16 protein-coding genes, 16 tRNA genes and 3 rRNA genes are annotated in these 24,031 nt (G+C 44.2%); 3 read left to right on the top strand and 32 right to left on the bottom strand.

Going from position 1 to position 24,031, the window contains the following annotated elements:
- Nucleotides 1-92: 92 nt before the first annotated feature.
- From N1I80_RS04170 to N1I80_RS04070, 21 genes are all read right to left on the bottom strand, one after another.
- Entirely contained in the window at nucleotides 93-545 is a 453-nt protein-coding gene (locus N1I80_RS04170) for an SRPBCC family protein (protein WP_340736683.1), read from the bottom strand.
- A gap of 111 nt (nucleotides 546-656) precedes the next feature.
- Nucleotides 657-737, bottom strand: a tRNA-Leu gene (locus N1I80_RS04165).
- 41 nt (nucleotides 738-778) lie between these two features.
- Nucleotides 779-852 (bottom strand) — tRNA-Cys (locus tag N1I80_RS04160).
- Between the two features lie 9 nt (nucleotides 853-861).
- Nucleotides 862-936 (bottom strand) — tRNA-Gly (locus N1I80_RS04155).
- 44 nt (nucleotides 937-980) lie between these two features.
- Nucleotides 981-1,052, bottom strand: a tRNA-Gln gene (locus tag N1I80_RS04150).
- Between the two features lie 8 nt (nucleotides 1,053-1,060).
- A tRNA-His gene (locus tag N1I80_RS04145) sits at nucleotides 1,061-1,136 on the bottom strand.
- 38 nt (nucleotides 1,137-1,174) lie between these two features.
- Nucleotides 1,175-1,250: transfer RNA gene (locus N1I80_RS04140), tRNA-His, on the bottom strand.
- Nucleotides 1,251-1,268: 18 nt separating this feature from the next.
- Nucleotides 1,269-1,342 (bottom strand) — tRNA-Trp (locus N1I80_RS04135).
- 38 nt (nucleotides 1,343-1,380) lie between these two features.
- A tRNA-Tyr gene (locus N1I80_RS04130) sits at nucleotides 1,381-1,465 on the bottom strand.
- 12 nt (nucleotides 1,466-1,477) lie between these two features.
- Nucleotides 1,478-1,553: transfer RNA gene (locus N1I80_RS04125), tRNA-Thr, on the bottom strand.
- A 17-nt stretch (nucleotides 1,554-1,570) separates the two neighbouring features.
- Nucleotides 1,571-1,643 (bottom strand) — tRNA-Phe (locus N1I80_RS04120).
- A gap of 26 nt (nucleotides 1,644-1,669) precedes the next feature.
- Nucleotides 1,670-1,745 (bottom strand) — tRNA-Asp (locus N1I80_RS04115).
- 3 nt (nucleotides 1,746-1,748) lie between these two features.
- Nucleotides 1,749-1,823: transfer RNA gene (locus N1I80_RS04110), tRNA-Met, on the bottom strand.
- 28 nt (nucleotides 1,824-1,851) lie between these two features.
- Nucleotides 1,852-1,927 (bottom strand) — tRNA-Val (locus N1I80_RS04105).
- A 206-nt stretch (nucleotides 1,928-2,133) separates the two neighbouring features.
- Nucleotides 2,134-2,208 (bottom strand) — tRNA-Glu (locus N1I80_RS04100).
- Nucleotides 2,209-2,230: 22 nt separating this feature from the next.
- Nucleotides 2,231-2,322: transfer RNA gene (locus N1I80_RS04095), tRNA-Ser, on the bottom strand.
- A 4-nt stretch (nucleotides 2,323-2,326) separates the two neighbouring features.
- Nucleotides 2,327-2,401, bottom strand: a tRNA-Asn gene (locus tag N1I80_RS04090).
- Nucleotides 2,402-2,446: 45 nt separating this feature from the next.
- A 5S ribosomal RNA gene (gene rrf, locus N1I80_RS04085) occupies nucleotides 2,447-2,562 on the bottom strand.
- 183 nt (nucleotides 2,563-2,745) lie between these two features.
- Nucleotides 2,746-5,678, bottom strand: a 23S ribosomal RNA gene (locus N1I80_RS04080).
- A 405-nt stretch (nucleotides 5,679-6,083) separates the two neighbouring features.
- A 16S ribosomal RNA gene (locus N1I80_RS04075) occupies nucleotides 6,084-7,640 on the bottom strand.
- The 16S, 23S and 5S rRNA genes sit together here with 16 tRNA genes alongside, the layout of an rRNA operon.
- 682 nt (nucleotides 7,641-8,322) lie before the next feature.
- A complete protein-coding gene (locus N1I80_RS04070) occupies nucleotides 8,323-9,186 on the bottom strand; it encodes a nucleotidyltransferase-like protein (protein WP_340736682.1) in 864 nt (287 codons plus the stop codon).
- A 128-nt stretch (nucleotides 9,187-9,314) separates the two neighbouring features.
- Between N1I80_RS04070 and N1I80_RS04065 the strand changes: the two genes are divergently transcribed.
- Complete coding sequence (locus tag N1I80_RS04065; RefSeq protein WP_340736681.1) at nucleotides 9,315-9,692, top strand: YgzB family protein; 378 nt, start codon at nucleotides 9,315-9,317, stop codon at nucleotides 9,690-9,692.
- A 46-nt stretch (nucleotides 9,693-9,738) separates the two neighbouring features.
- Here N1I80_RS04065 and perR read toward each other — a convergent pair whose 3' ends face one another.
- From perR to bcp, 3 genes are all read right to left on the bottom strand, one after another.
- Nucleotides 9,739-10,182 carry a peroxide-responsive transcriptional repressor PerR gene (gene perR / locus N1I80_RS04060; protein ID WP_340736680.1) on the bottom strand — a complete coding sequence of 148 codons (444 nt, stop codon included), beginning with the start codon at nucleotides 10,180-10,182 and terminating at the stop codon, nucleotides 9,739-9,741.
- Nucleotides 10,183-10,324: 142 nt separating this feature from the next.
- The gene (locus tag N1I80_RS04055; protein ID WP_340736679.1) at nucleotides 10,325-11,269 is read right to left on the bottom strand and encodes a D-2-hydroxyacid dehydrogenase; all 945 of its coding nucleotides are present in this window, start codon (nucleotides 11,267-11,269) and stop codon (nucleotides 10,325-10,327) included.
- 20 nt (nucleotides 11,270-11,289) lie between these two features.
- Nucleotides 11,290-11,766, bottom strand: coding sequence for a thioredoxin-dependent thiol peroxidase (gene bcp / locus N1I80_RS04050; protein ID WP_340736678.1), 477 nt, complete (start codon nucleotides 11,764-11,766; stop codon nucleotides 11,290-11,292).
- A 173-nt stretch (nucleotides 11,767-11,939) separates the two neighbouring features.
- Here bcp and N1I80_RS04045 point away from each other — a divergent pair, with 173 nt between their 5' ends.
- Entirely contained in the window at nucleotides 11,940-13,244 is a 1,305-nt protein-coding gene (locus N1I80_RS04045) for a glutamate-1-semialdehyde 2,1-aminomutase (protein ID WP_340736677.1), read from the top strand.
- A 61-nt stretch (nucleotides 13,245-13,305) separates the two neighbouring features.
- Nucleotides 13,306-14,388 carry an FUSC family protein gene (locus N1I80_RS04040; RefSeq protein ID WP_340736676.1) on the top strand — a complete coding sequence of 361 codons (1,083 nt, stop codon included), beginning with the start codon at nucleotides 13,306-13,308 and terminating at the stop codon, nucleotides 14,386-14,388.
- A 173-nt stretch (nucleotides 14,389-14,561) separates the two neighbouring features.
- Here N1I80_RS04040 and nikC read toward each other — a convergent pair whose 3' ends face one another.
- The 8 genes from nikC to ntdP form a co-directional block, all read right to left on the bottom strand.
- Nucleotides 14,562-15,452 (bottom strand): nickel transporter permease, encoded by an 891-nt coding sequence (gene nikC, locus N1I80_RS04035; RefSeq protein WP_340736675.1) that lies wholly within the window; start codon nucleotides 15,450-15,452, stop codon nucleotides 14,562-14,564.
- A gap of 17 nt (nucleotides 15,453-15,469) precedes the next feature.
- Nucleotides 15,470-16,474 carry an ABC transporter permease gene (locus N1I80_RS04030; protein WP_340736674.1) on the bottom strand — a complete coding sequence of 335 codons (1,005 nt, stop codon included), beginning with the start codon at nucleotides 16,472-16,474 and terminating at the stop codon, nucleotides 15,470-15,472.
- Between the two features lie 180 nt (nucleotides 16,475-16,654).
- Nucleotides 16,655-18,301, bottom strand: a complete 1,647-nt coding sequence (locus N1I80_RS04025) for an ABC transporter substrate-binding protein (protein ID WP_340736673.1) — start codon at nucleotides 18,299-18,301, stop codon at nucleotides 16,655-16,657.
- Complete coding sequence (locus tag N1I80_RS04020; protein ID WP_340736672.1) at nucleotides 18,298-19,317, bottom strand: ABC transporter ATP-binding protein; 1,020 nt, start codon at nucleotides 19,315-19,317, stop codon at nucleotides 18,298-18,300. The genes N1I80_RS04025 and N1I80_RS04020 overlap by 4 nt, the downstream gene beginning before the upstream one ends.
- On the bottom strand, nucleotides 19,289-20,311 hold the full coding sequence (locus N1I80_RS04015) for an ABC transporter ATP-binding protein (protein ID WP_340736671.1): 1,023 nt from the start codon (nucleotides 20,309-20,311) through the stop codon (nucleotides 19,289-19,291). The genes N1I80_RS04020 and N1I80_RS04015 overlap by 29 nt, the downstream gene beginning before the upstream one ends.
- Before the next feature lie 163 nt (nucleotides 20,312-20,474).
- Nucleotides 20,475-21,491 carry an ABC transporter substrate-binding protein gene (locus N1I80_RS04010; RefSeq protein ID WP_340736670.1) on the bottom strand — a complete coding sequence of 339 codons (1,017 nt, stop codon included), beginning with the start codon at nucleotides 21,489-21,491 and terminating at the stop codon, nucleotides 20,475-20,477.
- A gap of 116 nt (nucleotides 21,492-21,607) precedes the next feature.
- Complete coding sequence (locus N1I80_RS04005) at nucleotides 21,608-23,371, bottom strand: ABC transporter ATP-binding protein (RefSeq protein WP_340736669.1); 1,764 nt, start codon at nucleotides 23,369-23,371, stop codon at nucleotides 21,608-21,610.
- A 101-nt stretch (nucleotides 23,372-23,472) separates the two neighbouring features.
- Nucleotides 23,473-24,018, bottom strand: coding sequence for a nucleoside tri-diphosphate phosphatase (gene ntdP / locus N1I80_RS04000; protein ID WP_340736668.1), 546 nt, complete (start codon nucleotides 24,016-24,018; stop codon nucleotides 23,473-23,475).
- Between the last annotated feature and the right edge of the window lie 13 nt (nucleotides 24,019-24,031).

The raw sequence follows: 24,031 nt of genomic DNA, 5'->3' as shown, positions 1-24,031 counted from the left end.
GATTGGCTATGTGAAATATTACAGCTCCATGATAAAAGAAAAAACGTTCCCTTCATTTCGCAAAGGGGACGTTCTACGCTTAATTCATCTACTCACACGCTCTCTGCAATCTCTCTCAAAGCAATTGCCCGATTAACAATAAACTTCCTCATATAACTTTCCAAAAACAGCTTATCTGCAAGCACACCAATAGGCCCTAAAGGCGATTGATATTGAAAGCGATCAATCATCAGTGTTCCGCCATCCTGCTCTATAAACTCATGAACATGGTGAAAGGAATGAAAAGCCCCCCTCACCATAATATCTCCAAACGAATAAGGCCTATTCATAACTGTCACTTTTGCAGTCAACCTTTGCCTAATACCAAAATGAACAGCTTCCCATGTAACTAAATCCCCAGCTTGCAATAGACCCGTCGTAATTCCACCAACAGCTTTCTCCCGCGTATCCGCTGTTGTTTGCGTGTGTATCTCCACATCTCTCGCAAGATCAAAGCAGCGTTCTATAGGTGATTTGATAAATTCACGATGTTCAATTAATGGCATAACCATTCCTCCACTTACCTTACTTTTCTCTACTGTAGCACAGTAACTAGTGGCTTAGATAAAATTAAACACGAAAAAAGACATAACCGAAGTTATGTCTTTTTTACTTGATACCCGAGGCCGGACTTGAACCGGCACGCCTCGCGGCATCGCATTTTGAGTGCGACGTGTCTGCCATTCCACCACTCGGGCATAATTACTATTCATTTCACAAAACCACTCGATAAGAAGATTGGAGGCGGCAACCGGAATCGAACCGGTGATAAGGGTGTTGCAGACCCATGCCTTACCGCTTGGCTATGCCGCCGTAGAATAATGGAGCGGAAGACGGGATTCGAACCCGCGACCCCGACCTTGGCAAGGTCGTATTCTACCACTGAACTACTTCCGCGAAACTGATGATTCTTTTAGCGAAATTCACGCTAAAAAATCTTACTGGGGTAGCTGGATTCGAACCAACGAATGACGGAGTCAAAGTCCGTTGCCTTACCGCTTGGCTATACCCCAAAAACAAATGGGGCGGACGAGGGGAATCGAACCCCCGAATGTCGGAATCACAATCCGATGCGTTAACCACTTCGCCACGACCGCCACTATAACTATTCAATTAAATTATTTTTTAAAAATCATGGGGCGACTGAGGGGAATCGAACCCCCGAATGTCGGAATCACAATCCGATGCGTTAACCACTTCGCCACAACCGCCACAATATGTGAGAAAAATGGCAGGGGCAGTAGGAATCGAACCCACATCAAAGGTTTTGGAGACCTCTATTCTACCGTTAAACTATGCCCCTGTAAATGGTTTTTCAACAAGCAGTTCGTGTTGAAAAATTGGTGGTGGGGGACGGATTCGAACCGCCGAACCCGGAGGGAGCGGATTTACAGTCCGCCGCGTTTAGCCACTTCGCTACCCCACCAATATAAAGTAATGGTGCCGGCGAAAGGACTTGAACCCTCAACCTACTGATTACAAGTCAGTTGCTCTACCAATTGAGCTACACCGGCACATGGAATTTAAATGATGGCTCAGGACGGAATCGAACCGCCGACACAAGGATTTTCAGTCCTTTGCTCTACCGACTGAGCTACTGAGCCATACAAGTATTCATTTTTTAAAAAAATGGCGGTCCCGACCGGGATCGAACCGGCGATCTCCTGCGTGACAGGCAGGCATGTTAACCGCTACACCACGGGACCATTTGGTTGCGGGGACAGGATTTGAACCTGTGACCTTCGGGTTATGAGCCCGACGAGCTACCACTGCTCCACCCCGCGACAATAATATAACTACTAGAAAATATAATGGTGGAGGATGACGGGCTCGAACCGCCGACCCCCTGCTTGTAAGGCAGGTGCTCTCCCAGCTGAGCTAATCCTCCTGGGTAATATTAAGGGTAACTATTATCAAAGAAGTGCACTTTGATAAAGTTTTGATAAGCTTCGCATTACTGCGTCAACTTCATTCGCTTACTCAGTAACGTACTTATGTACGCTCCTTCGTTCTCTCAATCGTTTCCTTGTTCTACTCGCTTCTCCCACTTTTACCGGGAGTATTCTTTGGATTGAAGAAATTATTGAAGTAAAATGGTGACCCCTACGGGATTCGAACCCGTGTTACCGCCGTGAAAGGGCGGTGTCTTAACCGCTTGACCAAGGGGCCATACTAGATAGATAAGCTTAACTGGCGGAGAGCAAGGGATTTGAACCCTTGAGACAGCGTTAGCCGCCTACACGATTTCCAATCGTGCTCCTTCGGCCACTCGGACAGCTCTCCTAAATGGCTCCGCAGGTAGGACTCGAACCTACGACCGATCGGTTAACAGCCGATTGCTCTACCACTGAGCTACTGCGGAATAATATTACAAATCATACAGTTAGTATGTTCTTTGAGAATAACAGCCCAGCGATGTCCTACTCTTGCAGGGGGAAACCCCCAACTACCATTGGCGCTGAAGAGCTTAACTTCCGTGTTCGGGATGGGAACGGGTGTGACCTCTTCGCCATCATCACTAGACTGTTTTCACAAGACAATAATTATTATATCAAATCTTATGAGTAATTGCAAGCGTTTTTTTCAAAATAATTAATTTTGTTCGCTCAAAACTGAATAAAACTGACATTAAGATTTTTTAGCGTATTTCAGCTAAGAAAATCTTCCTTTTTTCACAAATCAGGGCCAACCTGCCCTTTTTACTAGAAGGTTAAGTCCTCGTTCGATTAGTATCTGTCAGCTCCACACGTCGCCGTGCTTCCACCCCAGACCTATCAACCTCATCTTCTTTGAGGGAACTTACTTACTTGCGTAATGGGAAATCTCATCTCGAGGGGGGCTTCATGCTTAGATGCTTTCAGCATTTATCCCGTCCACACATAGCTACCCAGCGATGCCTTTGGCAAGACAACTGGTACACCAGCGGTGTGTCCATCCCGGTCCTCTCGTACTAAGGACAGCTCCTCTCAAATTTCCTGCGCCCGCGACGGATAGGGACCGAACTGTCTCACGACGTTCTGAACCCAGCTCGCGTACCGCTTTAATGGGCGAACAGCCCAACCCTTGGGACCGACTACAGCCCCAGGATGCGATGAGCCGACATCGAGGTGCCAAACCTCCCCGTCGATGTGGACTCTTGGGGGAGATAAGCCTGTTATCCCCGGGGTAGCTTTTATCCGTTGAGCGATGGCCCTTCCATGCGGAACCACCGGATCACTAAGCCCGTCTTTCGACCCTGCTCGACTTGTAGGTCTCGCAGTCAAGCTCCCTTATGCCTTTGCACTCTACGAATGATGTCCAACCATTCTGAGGGAACCTTTGGGCGCCTCCGTTACTCTTTAGGAGGCGACCGCCCCAGTCAAACTGTCCGCCTGACACTGTCTCCTGCCCCGATAAGGGGCATGGGTTAGAAGTCCAATACAGCCAGGGTAGTATCCCACCAACGCCTCCTCCGAAGCTGGCGCTCCGGAATCTTAGGCTCCTACCTATCCTGTACAGGCTGCACCGGAATTCAATATCAGGTTACAGTAAAGCTCCACGGGGTCTTTCCGTCCTGTCGCGGGTAACCTGCATCTTCACAGGTATTATAATTTCACCGAGTCTCTCGTTGAGACAGTGCCCAGATCGTTACGCCTTTCGTGCGGGTCGGAACTTACCCGACAAGGAATTTCGCTACCTTAGGACCGTTATAGTTACGGCCGCCGTTTACTGGGGCTTCAATTCAAAGCTTCGCTTGCGCTGACCTCTCCTCTTAACCTTCCAGCACCGGGCAGGCGTCAGCCCCTATACTTCACCTTACGGTTTTGCAGAGACCTGTGTTTTTGCTAAACAGTCGCCTGGGCCTATTCACTGCGGCTCTCTCGGGCTTTAACACCCTACCAGAGCACCCCTTCTCCCGAAGTTACGGGGTCATTTTGCCGAGTTCCTTAACGAGAGTTCTCTCGATCACCTTAGGATTCTCTCCTCGCCTACCTGTGTCGGTTTGCGGTACAGGCACCTCCCGCCTCGCTAGAGGCTTTTCTTGGCAGCGTGAAATCAGGGACTCCGGAGATAAATCTCCTCGCCATCACAGCTCAATGTTATAGGAACGGGATTTGCCTCATTCCACACCTTACTGCTTAGACGCACATAACCAACAGTGCGCTCACCCTATCCTACTGCGTCCCCCCATTACTCAAACGGCGGGGAGGTGGTACAGGAATATCAACCTGTTATCCATCGTCTACGCCTTTCGGCCTCGACTTAGGTCCTGACTAACCCTGAGCGGACGAGCCTTCCTCAGGAAACCTTGGGCATTCGGTGGAAGGGATTCTCACCCTTCTTTCGCTACTCATACCGGCATTCTCACTTCCAAGCGCTCCACCAGTCCTTACGGTCTAGCTTCGACGCCCTTGGAACGCTCTCCTACCACTGACACCAAAGGTGTCAATCCACAGTTTCGGTGATTCGTTTAGCCCCGGTACATTTTCGGCGCAGCGCCACTCGACCAGTGAGCTATTACGCACTCTTTAAATGATGGCTGCTTCTGAGCCAACATCCTGGTTGTCTGGGCAACGCCACATCCTTTTCCACTTAACGAATACTTGGGGACCTTAACTGGTGGTCTGGGCTGTTTCCCTCTCGACTACGGATCTTATCACCCGCAGTCTGACTCCCAAACATAAATCATCGGCATTCGGAGTTTGTCTGAATTCGGTAACCCGGGATGGGCCCCTAGTCCAAACAGTGCTCTACCTCCGAGATTCTTAAGTTTGAGGCTAGCCCTAAAGCTATTTCGGAGAGAACCAGCTATCTCCAGGTTCGATTGGAATTTCACCGCTACCCACACCTCATCCCCGCATTTTTCAACATACGTGGGTTCGGGCCTCCAGTAAGTGTTACCTTACCTTCACCCTGGACATGGGTAGATCACCTGGTTTCGGGTCTACGACCCCATACTCATTCGCCCTATTCAGACTCGCTTTCGCTGCGGCTCCGCATTCACTGCTTAACCTTGCATGGAATCGTAACTCGCCGGTTCATTCTACAAAAGGCACGCCATCACCCATTAACGGGCTCTGACAACTTGTAGGCACATGGTTTCAGGATCTATTTCACTCCCCTTCCGGGGTGCTTTTCACCTTTCCCTCACGGTACTGGTTCACTATCGGTCACTAGGGAGTATTTAGCCTTGGGAGATGGTCCTCCCGGATTCCGACGGAATTTCACGTGTTCCGCCGTACTCAGGATACACTCTGGAGAGAATGGACTTTCGACTACGGGGCTTTTACCCGCTACGGCGGACCTTTCCAGGTCGCTTCGCCTAATCCATTCCTTTGTAACTCCGTATAGAGTGTCCTACAACCCCAGGAAGCAAGCTTCCTGGTTTGGGCTTTTCCCGTTTCGCTCGCCGCTACTCAGGGAATCGATGTTTCTTTCTCTTCCTCCGGATACTTAGATGTTTCAGTTCTCCGGGTCTGCCTCGTTTACGCTATGTATTCACGTAAACGTACTACCCCATTATGGGTAGTGGGTTTCCCCATTCGGAAATCTCCGGATCAAAGCTTACTTACAGCTCCCCGGAGCATATCGGTGTTAGTGCCGTCCTTCTTAGGCTCCTAGTGCCAAGGCATCCGCCATGCGCCCTTTCTAACTTAACCTTAAACGGCTTTCAATACACTGCGCATTGCGTTGTCAGCGCGCTCATTCACATCCTCACGTGCCCAAAAGCACGCTCCGGTGTTCATTCACTTGCTTCCTAGCACTGCTTGCGTCTTGAAACCCTCAGGTGATTATTGTTGCATAGCGATATGCTTCAATAATCGTAAAAAGGTATTGCAATCATAAATAACAAGTTATTTATGATTTGGTTGATTCTTGATTTGTTACTATCAATGTCGTTTTATCCAGTTTTCAATGAACAAGTTTTGAAGTTGTATCTATAAAAGATAAACCTTCAAAACTGAACGCAAAACGTCAATAGGACTTTTTATCGCGCTATGCGATAAAATAGTTTACCCTTTTTGTGCAGACCCCAAGGGTCTACATTCCGAATAATTCCTTAGAAAGGAGGTGATCCAGCCGCACCTTCCGATACGGCTACCTTGTTACGACTTCACCCCAATCATCTGTCCCACCTTCGGCGGCTGGCTCCCGTAAGGGTTACCCCACCGACTTCGGGTGTTACAAACTCTCGTGGTGTGACGGGCGGTGTGTACAAGACCCGGGAACGTATTCACCGTGGCATGCTGATCCACGATTACTAGCGATTCCGGCTTCATGGAGGCGAGTTGCAGCCTCCAATCCGAACTGGGAATGATTTTATGGGATTGGCTCCCCCTCGCGGGTTGGCAACCCTCTGTATCATCCATTGTAGCACGTGTGTAGCCCAGGTCATAAGGGGCATGATGATTTGACGTCATCCCCACCTTCCTCCGGTTTGTCACCGGCAGTCACCTTAGAGTGCCCAACTGAATGCTGGCAACTAAGATCAAGGGTTGCGCTCGTTGCGGGACTTAACCCAACATCTCACGACACGAGCTGACGACAACCATGCACCACCTGTCACCACTGTCCCCGAAGGGAAAGGCGTATCTCTACACCGGTCAGTGGGATGTCAAGACCTGGTAAGGTTCTTCGCGTTGCTTCGAATTAAACCACATGCTCCACCGCTTGTGCGGGTCCCCGTCAATTCCTTTGAGTTTCAGCCTTGCGGCCGTACTCCCCAGGCGGAGTGCTTAATGCGTTAGCTGCAGCACTAAGGGGCGGAAACCCCCTAACACTTAGCACTCATCGTTTACGGCGTGGACTACCAGGGTATCTAATCCTGTTTGCTCCCCACGCTTTCGCGCCTCAGCGTCAGTTACAGACCAGAAAGCCGCCTTCGCCACTGGTGTTCCTCCACATCTCTACGCATTTCACCGCTACACGTGGAATTCCGCTTTCCTCTTCTGTACTCAAGTCCCCCAGTTTCCAATGACCCTCCACGGTTGAGCCGTGGGCTTTCACATCAGACTTAAAGGACCGCCTGCGCGCGCTTTACGCCCAATAATTCCGGACAACGCTTGCCACCTACGTATTACCGCGGCTGCTGGCACGTAGTTAGCCGTGGCTTTCTAATAAGGTACCGTCAAGGTACGGGCAGTTACTCCCGTACGTGTTCTTCCCTTACAACAGAGCTTTACGATCCGAAAACCTTCTTCGCTCACGCGGCATTGCTCCATCAGACTTTCGTCCATTGTGGAAGATTCCCTACTGCTGCCTCCCGTAGGAGTCTGGGCCGTGTCTCAGTCCCAGTGTGGCCGATCACCCTCTCAGGTCGGCTACGCATCGTCGCCTTGGTAGGCCATTACCCCACCAACTAGCTAATGCGCCGCGGGCCCATCCTACAGTGACAGCGAGATGCCGTCTTTCAGAGTTGGTTCATGCGAACCAACTGATTATTCGGTATTAGCCCCGGTTTCCCGGAGTTATCCCCATCTGTAGGGCAGGTTGCCCACGTGTTACTCACCCGTCCGCCGCTAACGTTTCAAAGAGCAAGCTCTCTGAAACGTCCGCTCGACTTGCATGTATTAGGCATGCCGCCAGCGTTCGTCCTGAGCCAGGATCAAACTCTCCATAATACCTGGCGGACGATACGCAGCACATTGCGTTGTCGACTTCGTTCGTTCAATCGGTCACGTGCCCAAAAGCACGCTCCCTCTTTCACTCACTCGTCTCCTAGCACTGCACTACGTCTCGTCCACCAGCTGTACAATAAGAGAAACTTGAATAGCTCGAGTTTCTTTGCTGGCATTAAATTAATAATGTCATGTGTTTGCTCAAGTGCGTTAAGCACTCTTGCTGTATTTCATTGACGTTTTGCTGTTCAGTTTTCAAGGTTCATGTTGATATTGTTTGTCGCCGTTATTTCGTAAGCAACTTTTATATCATATCAATTTGCGTCCCTCATGTCAACAACTAATTTCATTTTCTTTTTTGTCATTTTCACAATGTCTGAGGAGCAACGTTTTCTATCTTAGCATTTTACTTTGAATGAGTCAACGACTATTTTCGTTTTCTTTTTTCAAGGTAATTATGATTCGTCTCTTAGCTATTTAACTTTATTTCCTAAGCGACGTTTATCATATTAGCATGGGTCATATTTAATTGTCAACAAAATTAACGAAACTAATTCAACTTTATTCAGCAGAAGCCTCTTACTTCTATATAAGTGACCCGTACAAAATGGGTAACCCAATTCAATGAGTATACAAATGCCTGCTGACTAAAGTTAAATAGTCCGGTAGTTACTACCGATTCAAATCACTCTACACTATAATCCCTATGAAAGATCAAATCGTTTTTTGAATCACTCTGAACGACTTGAATAAATCCTTTATCAATAAGAAATTCAATAAATACCTCTAAGTCGATTGAGTACATCCTAACCTCTTCATGCTCATGGAGTTCTTGAATCGTCCATAGCTTTTGTGCAGCCATAACATCCATAATATGTCTAGCTCCATCGGCCGTTCTGTTATGAATAAAGAACTCGCTTGCAAGAAACAGCAATTCTAATCGTTTCTCTAGGGGTTCTTCACTCATGATTAACTCTTCATATAATTTATAAATCGCGGGGTCAATCTTTTTCACCTGCGACCATACCGTCACTTCTGGGAACAATCCATTCTCAATAACTGCAAGTCTGGCAAGATGATGAAGCGATTCAACTACATGATGGTAGGCATCCATATAGTTCCCTTGCTCGAAAAAAGTCTTTCCTTCCATATAACCTCGTACAAGCTTTGAAAATTCGAGACCCATCTTCATCTTCTGCCCGTAAAAAGGATACTCTTGTAATTCTGTGCGCAATTGTTCCACGAATTCATTGCGATCAAAGAAAACTTTACCGTAGAATAACCAATCTACCACTTTTCGTTTTGAACCAAGAAGTAACCATTTTCGTAATTGCTTTTCACTAATAATATGCATTGCAGCTTTCCCATTTCCATCCGTATAATGCTTCGTAAAGATAGGGATTTCCTCGTCAGCGGTAATGATCAAGAGGATTGCATCAAATGTATCCGTAATTGGATCCCCTTTACCCCTTTTTTCTACAAGAATGACGCCTAGCGTCTCTGGAAAACTTGCCCGTTCCTGATAAATTGGCCTAAGTACCTGCTCCACTACCACACCTCCCTGTCATTTCCTTTCGACAAGAGGATATGAATATCCTTCATTGAAAGAAGGTTAAATAACGTAAAAAGCAAAATATATGCTATAGTAATTGGGGATATATCAAGGAGGTACACTGGATGAAACCATATAAAAATAAGATAAACCGAATACGTTCATTCGCCCTTTCGCTCATATTCATCGGGGTTGTTATCATGTATATCGGGATTTTCTTCAGATCGAATGAGATCGTTATGCTTATTTTCATGGTACTTGGCTTTCTCTCCATCATCGCCAGCACCATAGTTTACGCGTGGATTGGGACCTTATCTACACGAGCCGTACAAATTCAATGTCCTAGTTGCGGTAGACATACAAAAATGCTCGGTCGTGTCGATATGTGTGGACATTGTCGCGAGCCGCTAACACTAGACCCATCATTAGAAGGTAAAGAATTTGATGTAGCCTATAACCGTCCTCAAAAGCAAACGGCTGAGCCTACAGATGATACAAAATAAAAAACGTCCGATCTAGCTTCTTAACGAAGTAGATCAGACGTTTTTTTTAATTAATACTTGCAACACTTAAAGCACATGCTGGACATGTCCCATATACTTCAAGGCGATGTGAATTCACTTCAAATCCTGTTACATGGGAAGCTAAACGCTCAACTTCTTCAAGACCAGGATGATGGAAGTCAACAATTGTTCCACATTCATTGCAAATAATATGATAGTGATCATTTGTCACAAAATCAAAGCGACTCGAAGCATCTCCGTAAGTCAGCTCTTTAACAAGCCCAGCATTTCTGAATACACGTAGATTATTATAGACTGTCGCCACACTCATGTTAGGAAAATCACTTTCTAGTGATTTATATATTTCATCAGCAGTTGGATGTAATTCAGAAGAGATGAGATACTCTAAGATCGCATGTCGTTGTGGAGTAATTCTTACGCCACTTTTTTTCAATGCGTCTAAGGCTTCTTTCAATCTTGCTTCAGACATCATGCATGCACCCCAATCCACAAAGATTATCTCTTTATAATTATTATAATTAGTTTACTGAAATTAGGGTGCATATGTCAACTAAAGCGCCTAGGCAGAGGCAGACCCATGTTTAGTATTTAGTTTTTGTAGCTGATTCAAGTTAGTAACCATCCTCTAGGTCAATCAAATTCTGGAGATTACGATCACCCTTTAGCCACTTCTCCAAATTCTCTTCAACAATCACAAGAGCCCTATCGACATATTTCCCTGATAGGCTAGAGACATGTGGTGAAACCGTACAATTCGGAAGTGACCATAATTCATTTTCAATAGCTAGTGGCTCTGTTTCAAAGACGTCGAGCACTGCATGTCCAATGACTTCATTTTTTAATACTTCTATAAGAAGCACTTCATCGACTAGATCACCACGACCAAAGTTCATGAACACGGTAGTTTCTTTCATTGCTTCGAAATGTTGTTTCGTAAGAAGCCTTTTCGTCTCCGGTGTACTCGGCAATACCGAAATAACATAATCGGCTTCGACCAATCTGTCGACCAACTGATCAAAGACTATTATTTCATCCATCGATGCACATGCTTTACCTGAACGGTTACAACCAATTGTTTTGACGCCAAACGCTTGGAGCAGTCTACCGATTTCCGAGCCGATTGCACCAGGTCCAAGAATAAGCGCTGTCGATCCTTTTAATTCAGTTGAACCGACTTTCCGACTCCATTCCTTCGCTTGTTGACGTTGATAAATGAGTGGCAGCGATCGCTTTAGCGCTAATATATGCGCAAGCACAGATTCAGCCATTGGCGTTTTATGAATGCCACGCACGTTTGACATCACTAGTTTCCTCTTCGCAATTTCAGCAAGTGGCATTTTTTCTACACCTGCCGAGGCAACCATCAGCCACTCAAGCGATTTCGCCTGGTTGAGTAACGCTACATCTATGTCCCCACCATAAGTAACAATTGCATTGGCCTTTTCCACCTGCTGCACTTCTGGACTTCTATCGTAGTGAAAAGACACTTTAGGAAACTTCGTCAACAAGTGTTCTTTCTGATGATCTTTTATATCAAAGGTGAATAGTACTTCCATCATTCATTCTCCCATCAACCTCAAGATTTCGTCAACTGCCCTAACGTCGCAAGTGCTTCCTCTATATGCCCTTTAACTTTCACCTTACGCCACTCTTTAACGACCGTCCCTGTCGGATCAATCAAAAACGTCGAACGCTCAATACCCATATACTCCTTACCGAAGTTCTTCTTCAACTTCCAAACATCGTATCGTTCTGCAACTTCATGATTTTCATCGACCAAAAGAGAAAATGGAAGCCCGTGCTTTCCAATAAACTTGGTATGTGAAGTCTCACCATCCGGACTGACCCCAAGCACAACTGCATTCAGTTCACTAAAATCCTCATAGGCATCACGAAAATCACACGCCTGCGTCGTACAGCCCGGCGTCGCATCTTTCGGATAAAAATAAAGAACCACATACTTCTTACCAGCAAAGTCTTGTAATGAAACTACATCCCCACTCTCATTTGGCAATGAAAATCCTGGTGCATGCAACCCCTCAAGTGTCGTCATCATCTATTCCTCCTATATACTCTTAGTTTCTAGACTGCGGCAGCCAAATGCTTAGGACTCTACCGCTTTTCATCTTAATCCTACCTAACATCCCCTTTAGTTTCAATTTCTTTGGCGTATAGGCTCTATTTTGTTTACAATAGAAGGGTAGTCAATCGAACGGAGGAATTAGTATGATTAGAACAAATTCAGAGCAAATTTATAATGAAGCATGTGAACATATTGTTGGAGGAGTGAATAGTCCATCACGAGCATACCGCGCTGTTGGCGGCGGAGCACCTACTGTAATGGAGCGTGCAGAAGGCGCTTATTTCTGGGATGTCGATGGCAACAAATACATTGATTACTTGGCAGCGTATGGCCCAATTATTACAGGGCATGCGCATCCACATATTACAGAAGCCATTGTGGCAGCGGCCAAAACAGGGGTTCTGTACGGAACACCTACACGCCACGAAGTAAAATTCGCCAAGATGTTGAAGGAAGCTATGCCCGGTATGGATAAAGTCCGTTTTGTGAACTCTGGAACGGAGGCTGTTATGACAACCATCCGTGTTTCTCGTGCCTATACTGGCCGAACTAAAATTATGAAGTTCGCAGGCTGCTACCATGGCCATTCGGATCTTGTACTCGTTGCTGCTGGTTCTGGTCCAGCTACTCTTGGAACTCCTGATTCCGCCGGTGTACCAAAGTCCATTGCTGAAGAGGTCATCACAATTCCATTCAACAATCCAGCAGCTTATAAGGAAGCAATGGAAAAATGGGGCGACGAAATCGCTTGTGTCCTTGTCGAGCCTATCGTCGGGAACTTCGGGATTGTCGAGCCTAACGAAGGATTCCTGCCACTTGTCCATGAGCTTGCCGCTGAAAAAGGCGCTTTAATCGTCTATGATGAAGTAATTACGGCATTCCGCTTCCATTATGGTGGTGCACAAGATTTACTTGGGCTTACTCCAGATTTAACCGCTTTTGGTAAAATCATTGGTGGCGGATTACCAATTGGTGCTTATGGTGGTAAAAAAGAAATTATGGAACAAGTTGCACCTTTAGGACCTGCTTATCAAGCGGGAACAATGGCTGGAAATCCGGCTTCCATGCTCGCAGGTATCGCTTGTTTGGAAGTTCTCCAAACACCTGGTGTTTACGAAGAAATGGATCGCCTTGGCGCTATTCTTGAAGCAGGCGTAGTAGCTTCTGCTAAGGAACATGGCATTACTTTAACAACAAATCGTCTAGGAGGAGCTCTTACATTATTTTTCACAAATGTAAAAGTAGAAAACTACGACCAAGCTGAAGCGACAGACGGCGAGACATTCGCGAAGTTCTTTAAATTGATGCTGAAAAATGGCATTAATCTTGCACCATCGAAGTATGAAGCGTGGTTTTTAACAACTGCTCACACAGAACAAGACATTCAGGACACACTCATTGCAGTCGATAAATCCTTTAAAGAACTTGCAACTATGTTGAACGATTGACCATATGACCACTTTTAGGGTACAGTAGCGAAAAACGGTCTTATTAGAAAGGAATAATTTCATGAAACTTGGTGCCCGCATTTTTAAAACGGGCATTGCGATTGTATTCGCATTGTTCCTAGCAGAGCTGTTACAATTTCCGAATCCTGTATTTGCAGGGATTGCAGCCATTTTTGCCATTCAACCTACAATATACAGATCCTATTTGACAATTATTGAACAAATCCAAGGTAATATCATTGGTGCGGTTATTGCCGTTACTTTCGTTCTTCTTTTTGGTCACCAGTTAGTCGTGGTAGGCCTTGCAGCAGTTATTATCATCTTAATCATGCTTAAATTCGGACTGGATAAATCGATTTCGTTAGCGCTTGTTGTGATGATTGCCATTATGGAGATCAAAGGCGATGAATTCTTGTCATTCGCATTACTGCGGTTTTTAACAATTCTGACAGGAGTACTAGCAGCTTTCGTCGTTAACTTGCTATTCATGCCTCCAAAATATGAAACGAAATTGTTCGAGTCTATCCACCAGGCACAAGATGAAATCATCCGTTGGACTCGACTCGCTGGCAGACAAGCATCAGATCATATCGCAACAAAGAAGTCGATAACAAAATTGAAGGAACGCCTTACACAAGTCGATGAATTTTACCTTCTATTTAAAGAAGAACGAAGCTACTTCAAAAAGAGTTCAAGAACAAAAGCGAGAAAACTTGTGATTTACAGACAGATGATAACGACTTCTGGAAGTAGCTATCATGTGTTAAAAAGACTACATCAATTCGAAAACGAGCTCATTAACCTACCCGAACATTTCCGAATGATGGTGCAAGAGCGTCTGGATACCTTACTCACTTACCACGAACAGCTCCACTTAAAGTTTGTCGGTAAGCTAAAGGCTGATAAAATGAACCCTAACCATACGAATGACTATATACAACGACACGAAGTCATGGAGATATTTGTGAAGGAAATTGCAATTACGAAAGAAGAAGAAGAGTTTTCAACTTATCATCTTCTTCATATTCTATCAGCTATATTGAATTACGAAGAACAACTTGAGCATCTTGATAAACTTATTGTGTCATTCCAAAAGTACCATAATAACGAAATAAACATGAAGTTAAAAGAAGACATTTATTAAAAAAAGTAGCGCCGGGATCAATAACCCTAGCGCTACTTTTTTTCACCTTACATCAGCAGAAAACCCCTGCTGATGTAAGGTGATCCTCCGGAGGATGTCACAAATTTTGAGGGGAGTTAATTGCGCAAGCGCAATTCAAAATTTGGACGCAATTGCGCCTCGGTGTAATTGATTTAACTCTTCATCCGAGGATCGAGTGCATCACGCAAACCATCACCCATTAAGTTAAAGCCGAGGACGGTGAACATAATTGCCAGTCCCGGGAAAATCATTGTCCACGGAGCAGATTGCATGTAGTTTTTCGAGTCTGCAAGGATTGTTCCCCATTCAGGTTGCGGCGCCTGTGCACCTAACCCCAGGAATCCAAGGGCAGCTGTTTCCAAAATTGCTGTTGCAATCGCAAGCGTACCTTGGACAATTACGGGAGCCATCGAATTCGGTAAGATATGCGAGTAGAGAATCCGTACATCCTTCATCCCAATCGCTTTTGCCGCCATAATATACTCATCTTCTTTAATACTCAATACTTTTGAACGGATGAGCCGCCCAAAGTTCGGTACATTAATAATCGCAATGGCTATTAACGCATTGCGTAAGCTCGGTCCTAACACAGACACAATCGCAATCGCCAATAAAATAGAGGGAAATGCCAGCATAATATCGAATATCCGTGAGATAATCGTGTCTACCCAACGACCATAGTACCCTGCAACAACCCCTAATATGCTTCCGATTACAACCGACCCAATCACCGAGAAGAAACCAACCGATAAAGAAATACGCGACCCATGGATAATTCTCGAAAGAATATCTCTGCCAAGGTCATCTGTTCCAAGCCAATACTCACTCGAAGGAGGGAGAAGCCGATCCGCTAAAACTTGATCATTAATACCTTCTTTTGCAATCCACGGACCGAATATCGCCAATAGAATAAAGAAGACTACAATTCCAGCGCCGACAACGGCCACTTTATTCTTACTGAAACTTCTCCACGCTTCACGCCCTGGTCCTGCTACTTTTTCCACTTCTACTTTGCCAGTCACTTTCGGCACCAATTCAGCCATAAATGCTTCCCCCTTCCTCAATCATATTTAATCCTCGGATCGATGAGACCATACAGCAAGTCAACAATCAGGTTAATCATGACGAAGAAGAAAGCGACAATGAGAATCCCCGATTGGATAACTGGATAATCCCTCGCACCTATTGCATCGTAAATATAACGACCAATACCAGGCCAAGCAAAAATAGATTCCGTCAAAATGGCACCGCCAAGCAACATCCCCATTTGAAGACCAATGATTGTCAGCACAGGAATAATTGCATTTTTCAATGCATGTTTGTAAACAACCCAAAACATTTTTTGTCCTTTTGCACGTGCCGTACGCACATAATCCGCACGCATAACCTCAAGCATACTGGATCTCGTCATCCGCGCAATAATTGCCATCGGGATTGTCGCTAACGCCAGCCCCGGTAAAATGAGATGTCGTATGACTTGCCATAACTGATCGAAACGTCCTTGGATAATGGTATCAAGGACATAGAGATTTGTTATGGCACTGATGGGATCTCGCACTTCCATTCGTCCAGTCGCCGGCAACCAATGAAGTTCTATTGCAAAAGCCCATTGTCCCATTAGACCAAGCCAGAAAATAGGCATCGATACACCAACAAGCGCCAAAATCATTGCTGTATAGTCAAACCAAGAGTTTTGGAACCATGCCGAAATAATCCCTGCATTGACACCGATAACAATTGCAATAATGATAGCAAACAGAGCCAATTCAAAAGTAGCAGCAAAATAAGGCCATATTTCATCTGCGACAGGCGCTCGCGTTCTCATCGATTCACCTAAGTCACCTTTAAACAAATCACTTAGATAATGAAAATATTGAATATACCATGGATTATCGAGTCCAAGCTTAATCGTCAAGGCCTCGACTGCCTCTTTGCTTGCCTGTTGCCCGAGAATAATCTGTGCGGGATTACCCGGGATGGCCCGGATGATCATGAATACGATGAACGTCATCCCAAGTAGGACAGGAATGAGCTGCAGCAACCTTTTCCCAATATAGCTGAGCATAAAGTTTCCCTCCTTTAACCTAAATCACTAGTCTATGTATTGATTTATTTTATCAATTACGCCTTGGCATAATTGCGTCCAAATTTTGAATTGCGACATCCGCCGGAGGCTTAACCTGAGAATCAAGTTGAAAAGGGAGAAATCCAACAGACCTCTCCCTTTCTGTCTATTCCTAAAAGCTTATTCCGTAAACTCTACGTTTGATAGCAAATCCGATCCAGTTGGATGCGGTTTGAAGCCTGCTAGACCTTTATCAGCTCCAAGAAGTGGAGTCGAGTGAGCAAGTGGTACCCATGGAGCTTCCTCATGGATAATTTCCTGTGCTTGCCTGTAAAGCTCATTACGTTTTTCTTCATCCACTTCAGTTTGTGCTTGGATGAATAGATCGTGCATCTTATCATTTTTATAGTACGTATAGTTGTTGCTTCCAATATTATCTTCATCAAGAAGAACGTATAGGAAGTTATCAGCATCACCGTTATCACCAGTCCAACCTAGCATGAACGCATCAGCATCTCCTTTACTTGCAAGCTCCAAGTAAGTTGCCCACTCATGTGATACGATATTCGCAGTGATGCCTACATCTGCAAGGTTTTTCTGAATAACTTCAGCTACTTTTCTACCATCTGGCATGTATGGACGTGGAACAGGCATTGCCCATAATTCCATTTCAAAGCCATCTGCTAATCCCGCCTGTGCAAGAAGTTCTTTTGCTTTTTCAGGATTATATTCGTACCCCTCGATGTCATCGTTATAGCCTGAAATGGAAGGCGGCATTGGATTTTTCGCAACATCCGCACGCCCTTCAAAGAATGCATCGACGATAGATTGTTTGTCAATTGCATGGTTAATCGCTTGGCGTACTTCTTTTTTATCGAAAGGAGGACGTGTTACTGTCAACCCTAGGTAACCTACGTTCATAGATGGACGTTCGAATAACTGTAAATCAGCATTGCCTTCAATTGCTTTACCATCAGATGGGTTAATGCCATCTGCTAATTCTATCGCGCCAGTCATCAAGTCATTCAAACGTGCAGTGTTGTCAGGAATTGAACGGAAAATAACTCTTTGTAGTTTCGGTAATCCTTCTTGCCAATAATCATCAAACTTCTCAATTGTAATTGTTTCATTTGGTTTCCAGTCAACAAATTTGAATGGACCTGTTCCAACAGGATTTCTTTCAAACTGGTCATCACCAATTTCAAATGCAGTTGGACTTGCAATGGCAAACATACTCATTGCAATATTTTTAAGGAATGGTGCTTGTTGACGCGTCAACGTGATGACAACTTTATTATCGCCATCAGCAGTTACTGAATCGATAACGCGTTCTGGATCATCCTTGAAACCACCAAACATAGAGTAGTAGTAAGGGAATTTATCTGGATCTCCATTTGCCCAACGATCAAAGTTTTTCACAACTGCTTCTGCATTAAAGTCAGTTCCATCATGGAATTTGACACCTTCACGTAATATAAACGTATACGTCAAACCATCTTCACTCGGTTCCCACTCAGTAGCAAGACCCGGTTGAATCGTTGTATCTTGCTCTCCAAAGTTCAAGAGAGTTTCATAAAGATTGACTGTAACTTTGAAGGATTCTCCTTCAGTAACTCGGGATGGATCAAGAGATGTAGAATCTCCGCCACGTCCAAAGACTAATGTGTCTCTAGTGTCTTTTTTGACGACCGCCTCCTCATCCTTTCCTGTATCCGGCGAGCCTTCCTCTTTCTTGCCACTGTCATCTGCCCCACCACATGCCGCAAGAGCTGCCGAAAGTACCAGTAGCAGCATCAAGCCGAATGACCATAACTTTCTTTTATTCATACTGACCCCTCCATCTGTTTGTGTTTTATATCATTGCCGTCCTGTTCACTATAAAGATGACAGGCGACAGAATGACCCGTGGAATGCTCAATTAGTTGTGGTACAACTTGCGTACAGACGTCCATTTTAAACGGACAGCGCGTATGGAATGTGCAACCCAACGGTGGATTTGCCGGATTCGGAATATCCCCTTCAAGAATAACCTGCTCTTTTTTGAAATCGGGATCCGGCACTGGTACAGCCGATAACAACGCCTGCGTATATGGATGAAGCGCTTTCATATATAACTGTTCACTCTCTGCAATCTCCACCATTTTACCTAAATACATAACACCGACACGGTCACTAATATGACGGACAACACCTAAATCATGCGCGATGAAAATATAAGTCAGCTTGAAATCCTTTTGCAAATCCTGCATCAAATTTAATACCTGTGCTTGAATAGAAACGTCCAATGCCGAAACAGGCTCATCTGCTATAATCAATTTCGGATTCGTCATTAACGCACGAGCAATGCCGATACGCTGCCTTTGCCCTCCACTAAACTGATGCGGATAGCGTTTCGCATGGTAAGCGCTCAACCCAACAATTTCTAAAAATTCATGCACTTTCTTTTTGCGTTCTTTCGAATTACTTATACCGTGAACGATGAGTGGCTCTTCCAAAATCTTCTCAATCGTATGGCGTGGATTCAAGGAGGCATAAGGATCCTGGAATACCATTTGAATTTCACGTCTCGTTTTGCGCATTTCTTCTGTCGATAAAGACGTTAAATCTTTACCATCAAACTCCACTGTCCCCTCAGTCGGCTCCAATAGCCGCATGAGCATACGACCTGTTGTGGATTTACCACAACCGGATTCACCTACGATTCCGAGTGTTTCGCCTTCATTGACATAAAATGATACATCATCTACCGCTTTGACATGCCCAACCGTTTTACCAAGCAGCCCTTTTTTAATGGGAAAATACTTTTTTAAACCTTCAACTTTCAATAAGGGCTTTGTCGTCATTTACTCCCACCCCTTCTCCGTCATATAAGAAGCATCGTGTTTGATGAACATCTGATGTTTCATATAGTTCAGGGTTTTCCCGCTGACAACGGTCAAATGCAAATTCGCATCTCGCCGCAAATCGGCAACCTTGCCGAATCGAACCTGGTTTTGGAACACTTCCCGATATCGAATAAAGCCGATCCTTTTTATAGCGCATATCAGGCACTGATTGAATGAGCCCTTTCGTATACGGATGTTGTGGATCCTCAAAAATTTGCTTAACAGGTGCTTCTTCAATAATTTGCCCAGCATACATCACAATGACACGCTCACAAGTTTCAGCTACAACACCTAAATCATGTGTGATGAGAAGTACAGCTGTATTCAATCTCGTATTCAATTCTCTCATCAGCTTCAAAATTTGAGCCTGAATCGTCACATCAAGTGCAGTCGTCGGTTCATCCGCAATTAGCACCTTCGGATCACAGACAAGTGCCATCGCAATCATCACGCGTTGCCGCATACCGCCTGACAATTGGTGAGGATAGTCTTTCATAATGCCCTCCGCGCGGGGTAACCCAACAAGCTTCAACATATCAATCGCGCGTGTAACCGCTTTCTTTTTACTCCAACCCTTTTCATGAATCAAAATTGCTTCGACCATTTGATTGCCTATCGTGAACAATGGATTCAATGACGTCATCGGCTCTTGGAATATCATCGCAATGTCATTGCCACGAATATGACGCATCTGTCTTTCTGTCATGGTCAGTAAGTCTTTATCCTCAAATAGTATCTGACCTCCAACAATTTTCCCTGGCGGTTTTGGTACAAGCCCCATGATTGAAAGGGATGTTACACTTTTACCACAGCCAGATTCACCGACAATGCCAAGGACTTCCCCTTCCTTCACGTGGAAATCAATATGATCTACAGCCGGTATTTCCCCTGAATCTGTAAAAAAGGTCGTCTGTAAATCTTTTACATCGAGGACAATCTTCCTCTCACTCATCAGATCACCTTTTTCTCAACGATTAATTTCAGAATTTTAAAGTTATCATTATTATACGATTATTCCGAACGAATGCAATACTATTTTCATATATTCACTATTTTTAAAATAAAAAAAGCGATCTAATAACCAATAAACTTACTTGGTTATTAGATTGCTTATCTCATTTTTCTTCTTCTACTTGTATTTCAAATTGCACCTTCGACAGGACATCAAAACCTGTCAACTGCGGCACAAAGTCCAATAATTCTATTGTCGCGCCAACAAGCGGCATCGAGTCGTCGTTCGGAATTACGGTGGCATCTCCATATATATTTGCTACAAATGGACGCTCATAAAATTGCAATTCTTCATCATCGACAATTTCCATTCTATCTGCTGGATTAATATGATCAGCTAAATCAATATCTTTTGCCATCAATGCATTCAAACGGGCAATATCATTTGGAATTGACTTAAAAGTAATTTTGTTAAGCTTCGGTAATTCTTCTTGCCAGTACTCCTCGAATTTCACCACTATAATTGTTTCATTCAACTTGCCTTCGACAAATTTGAAAGGCCCTGTGCCTACTGGAATGTACTCAATATCTGCCTCAACGTCAGCTAGCTCCAATGATGTTGGACTGACCATTGAAAATGGACTCATCGTTAAATTTTTTAAAAATGATTCTTGCGGATAATTCAACTCAATAATGACAGTATCTTCACCATCAGCCTTCACAGATTTTATAACAGGATTGTTGAATCCATCGAATGCGAGTTGATAATAAGGGAAATCCTTTGCATTCCCTTCGCTCCAACGCTCAAAGTTTTTTACAACAGCATCTGCATTAAAATCTGTTTCATCATGAAATTTAACATCTTTTCGCAACTTAAATGTATACGTCAAGCCATCATCGCTAGACGTCCATGTTTCTGCTAATCCAGGAACAACCGTTGCTTCCTGCTCTCCGAAATTCACTAGTGTTTCAAACAAATTGGCAATAACGAGGAAAGAATCTCCTTCCTGCATATGTGCTGGATCGAGTGAAGAAGCAACCCCACTATGTCCGAAAGTCAATGTTTTTCTCCTGTTTTCATCAACATTATCATCATCCGAATTCGACGAAGTACATGCTGCAAGTATCATCGAAAGGACAAGCATTAAGAGCAAGGCGAGTGACCTAGACTTCATTTTCATCAAAAAAACCTCCATCTATTTTACATCATTTATACTAAACGTATTGGACGATAAATTGTTCCCGAACGCCAACCTACTAATTATATAGCTTATCCCGCCATACGCCAATCCAAAACTTAGGATTGCTTTTCATTTCTAAGCATTTGTACTTGGAATAATCCATAGTAAATCCCTTGCTTATTCATCAATTGTTCATGTGTACCCATCTCTTTTAGCTCTCCTGCGTCAATAACGAAAATTTTATCGGCATGTGTAATTGTTGATAATCGGTGTGCAACAATGAATGTTGTTCGATCATTTGCTAGTCGTTCTAACGACTCTTGAATAAGCGCTTCACTTTCAAGATCGAGTGCTGATGTCGCCTCATCCAACACGAGAAGCGGCGGATTTTTTAAAAAGACACGCGCGATGGCGACACGTTGCTTCTGCCCACCCGATAATTTCACGCCACGTTCCCCAACTTTTGTATCATAACCAAGTGGTAATGACTTGATGAAGTCATGTGCATTCGCCGCCTTTGCCGCAGCAATCACTTCCTCATCTGACGCATCAGGATTGCCCATTAATATATTACTTTTGACGGAATCACTGAACAGAATGCTATCCTGTAAAACGATACCAATTTGATTGCGCAGCGATTTCACTGACACATCTCGCAAATCGTAACCATCTATCCGAACAGCCCCACCCGTAACATCATAGAAGCGCGGAATCAAACTAATAACCGTCGACTTCCCACCGCCACTCATTCCAACAAACGCCACTGTTTCCCCAGGATTGACAGTAAAATCAATGTCGTTCAATACTAACTCTCCATCTTTTTCATAAGAAAAACGGACTTTGTCGAACTCAATTTTCCCACTCAATGGTGGAAGCTCAACAGCATTGATCTTATCTTTCACATCATACTGTTCCTCCATCAATTCAAAAACACGGTCCATTGAAGCAAATGACTGTGTCAATGAGGTAGATGAATTCACCAGTCTGCGAAGTGGACCATATAATCTGTCGATATAAGCGATAAACGCCACCATCGTTCCGACGGACAGCGAACCGTTGATGACCTGATATCCCGCATATGCAAGTACAAGTAGAGGTGCAACATCCGTAATCGTATTCACGACGGCGAAGGCTTTGGCATTCCACCTCGTATGATCGATAGCTTTATCAAGAAACTGGCCGTTCACCTCATCAAAATTCTTTTGCTCCTTTTCTTCAAGCGCAAAACTTTTAATGACACTGACGCCTGAAACACGTTCATGCAAATAACTTTGCACATTCGCTAAGGCTTGGGATCGTTCACGTGTTAGTTCCCGTAGCTTGCCGAAAAAATGCTTCACACTATAAGCATAGAAAGGAAATGCCAGCATTGTCACAATCGTTAAAGGAATGTCTAACATCAACATAATGGCAATCGCAATGATAATAGTTGCCAAATCGAGCCAGATATTCATAAGTCCAATCATAACAAAGTTTTTCGTTTGCTCTACATCATTGATGACGCGTGAAATAATTTCCCCTGCTCGTGTATTCGAATAATAGCTCAGGCTCAGTTTTTGTAAATGTCCATATAATACCTGCCGAATATCATACAAAATTTTGTTGCTGACATACTGCGCGTAATATTGTCGATAATATTCAACTGGTGGACGAACGATGAAGAACAACAGCGCCGTCCCGCCAAGCCAATAAAATAGTTGCCGCGTCATTTCTGCCTGCGTCAATAGATCCGAATTGATAATATCATCAATTACAATTTTAATCAGCAACGGCATAAAAAGTGGAATCGCAAACTTTATAATACCAAGAAGAATCGTCAATAGAATTAGCCAATTGTACGGCTTTACGAATCTCATGTAGCGCTTAATACTATCACCCATCTTCGTACCCCCTTACATCAATTGCGCCTTGGTGTAATTTGATTCGGCAAGCTGCATCAAATTAAAAAGGACCTGCCGCAATAAATGCGGTCAGGCTTTTTTCACTTACCATTCTTGACCTGCTTGTAAAACGCATACCTGGCTGTCCACACATCGATAAAATCAGGAGCAAACGGTCCACGACGTTGCTTAATCCAGCTCAATAATGTCGTCATATTCCTTTGCATAATCTGATCGATGACATCAGGATAGCCCATCTCCTTTTTATGCTCCGCATATTCATCCTCATCAAGGATCATATAACTCATATCAGGAAACACTTTCACATCCAAATCATAATCGATATACTTCAATGATTTGTTATCGTAAACAAACGGTGAACTCATATTGATGTAATAATAAACACCGTCTTCTCTCAACATACAAATAATATTAAACCAATGCTCAGCATGGAAATAGCAGATAGAAGGTTCCCGCGTTAACCATGTGCGCCCGTCCGCTTCTGTAACAAGCGTGCGTTCGTTGGCACCGACAACAATATTTCGCGTCCCTTTCAATACGACTGTCTCTTGCCAAACACGATGAATGCTACCGTTATGTTTATAACTATGTACTTGTATCGTTTCTCCTTCTGTAGCAATCGCCATGATCATACCCACC

This window comes from Sporosarcina sp. FSL K6-3457 (genome assembly GCF_038007285.1).
In the GTDB taxonomy this organism is placed as follows: Bacteria; Bacillota; Bacilli; order Bacillales_A; family Planococcaceae; genus Sporosarcina.
Note: the sequence above shows the minus strand (reverse complement) of the source record. Positions and strands in the feature narration are given on the sequence as shown.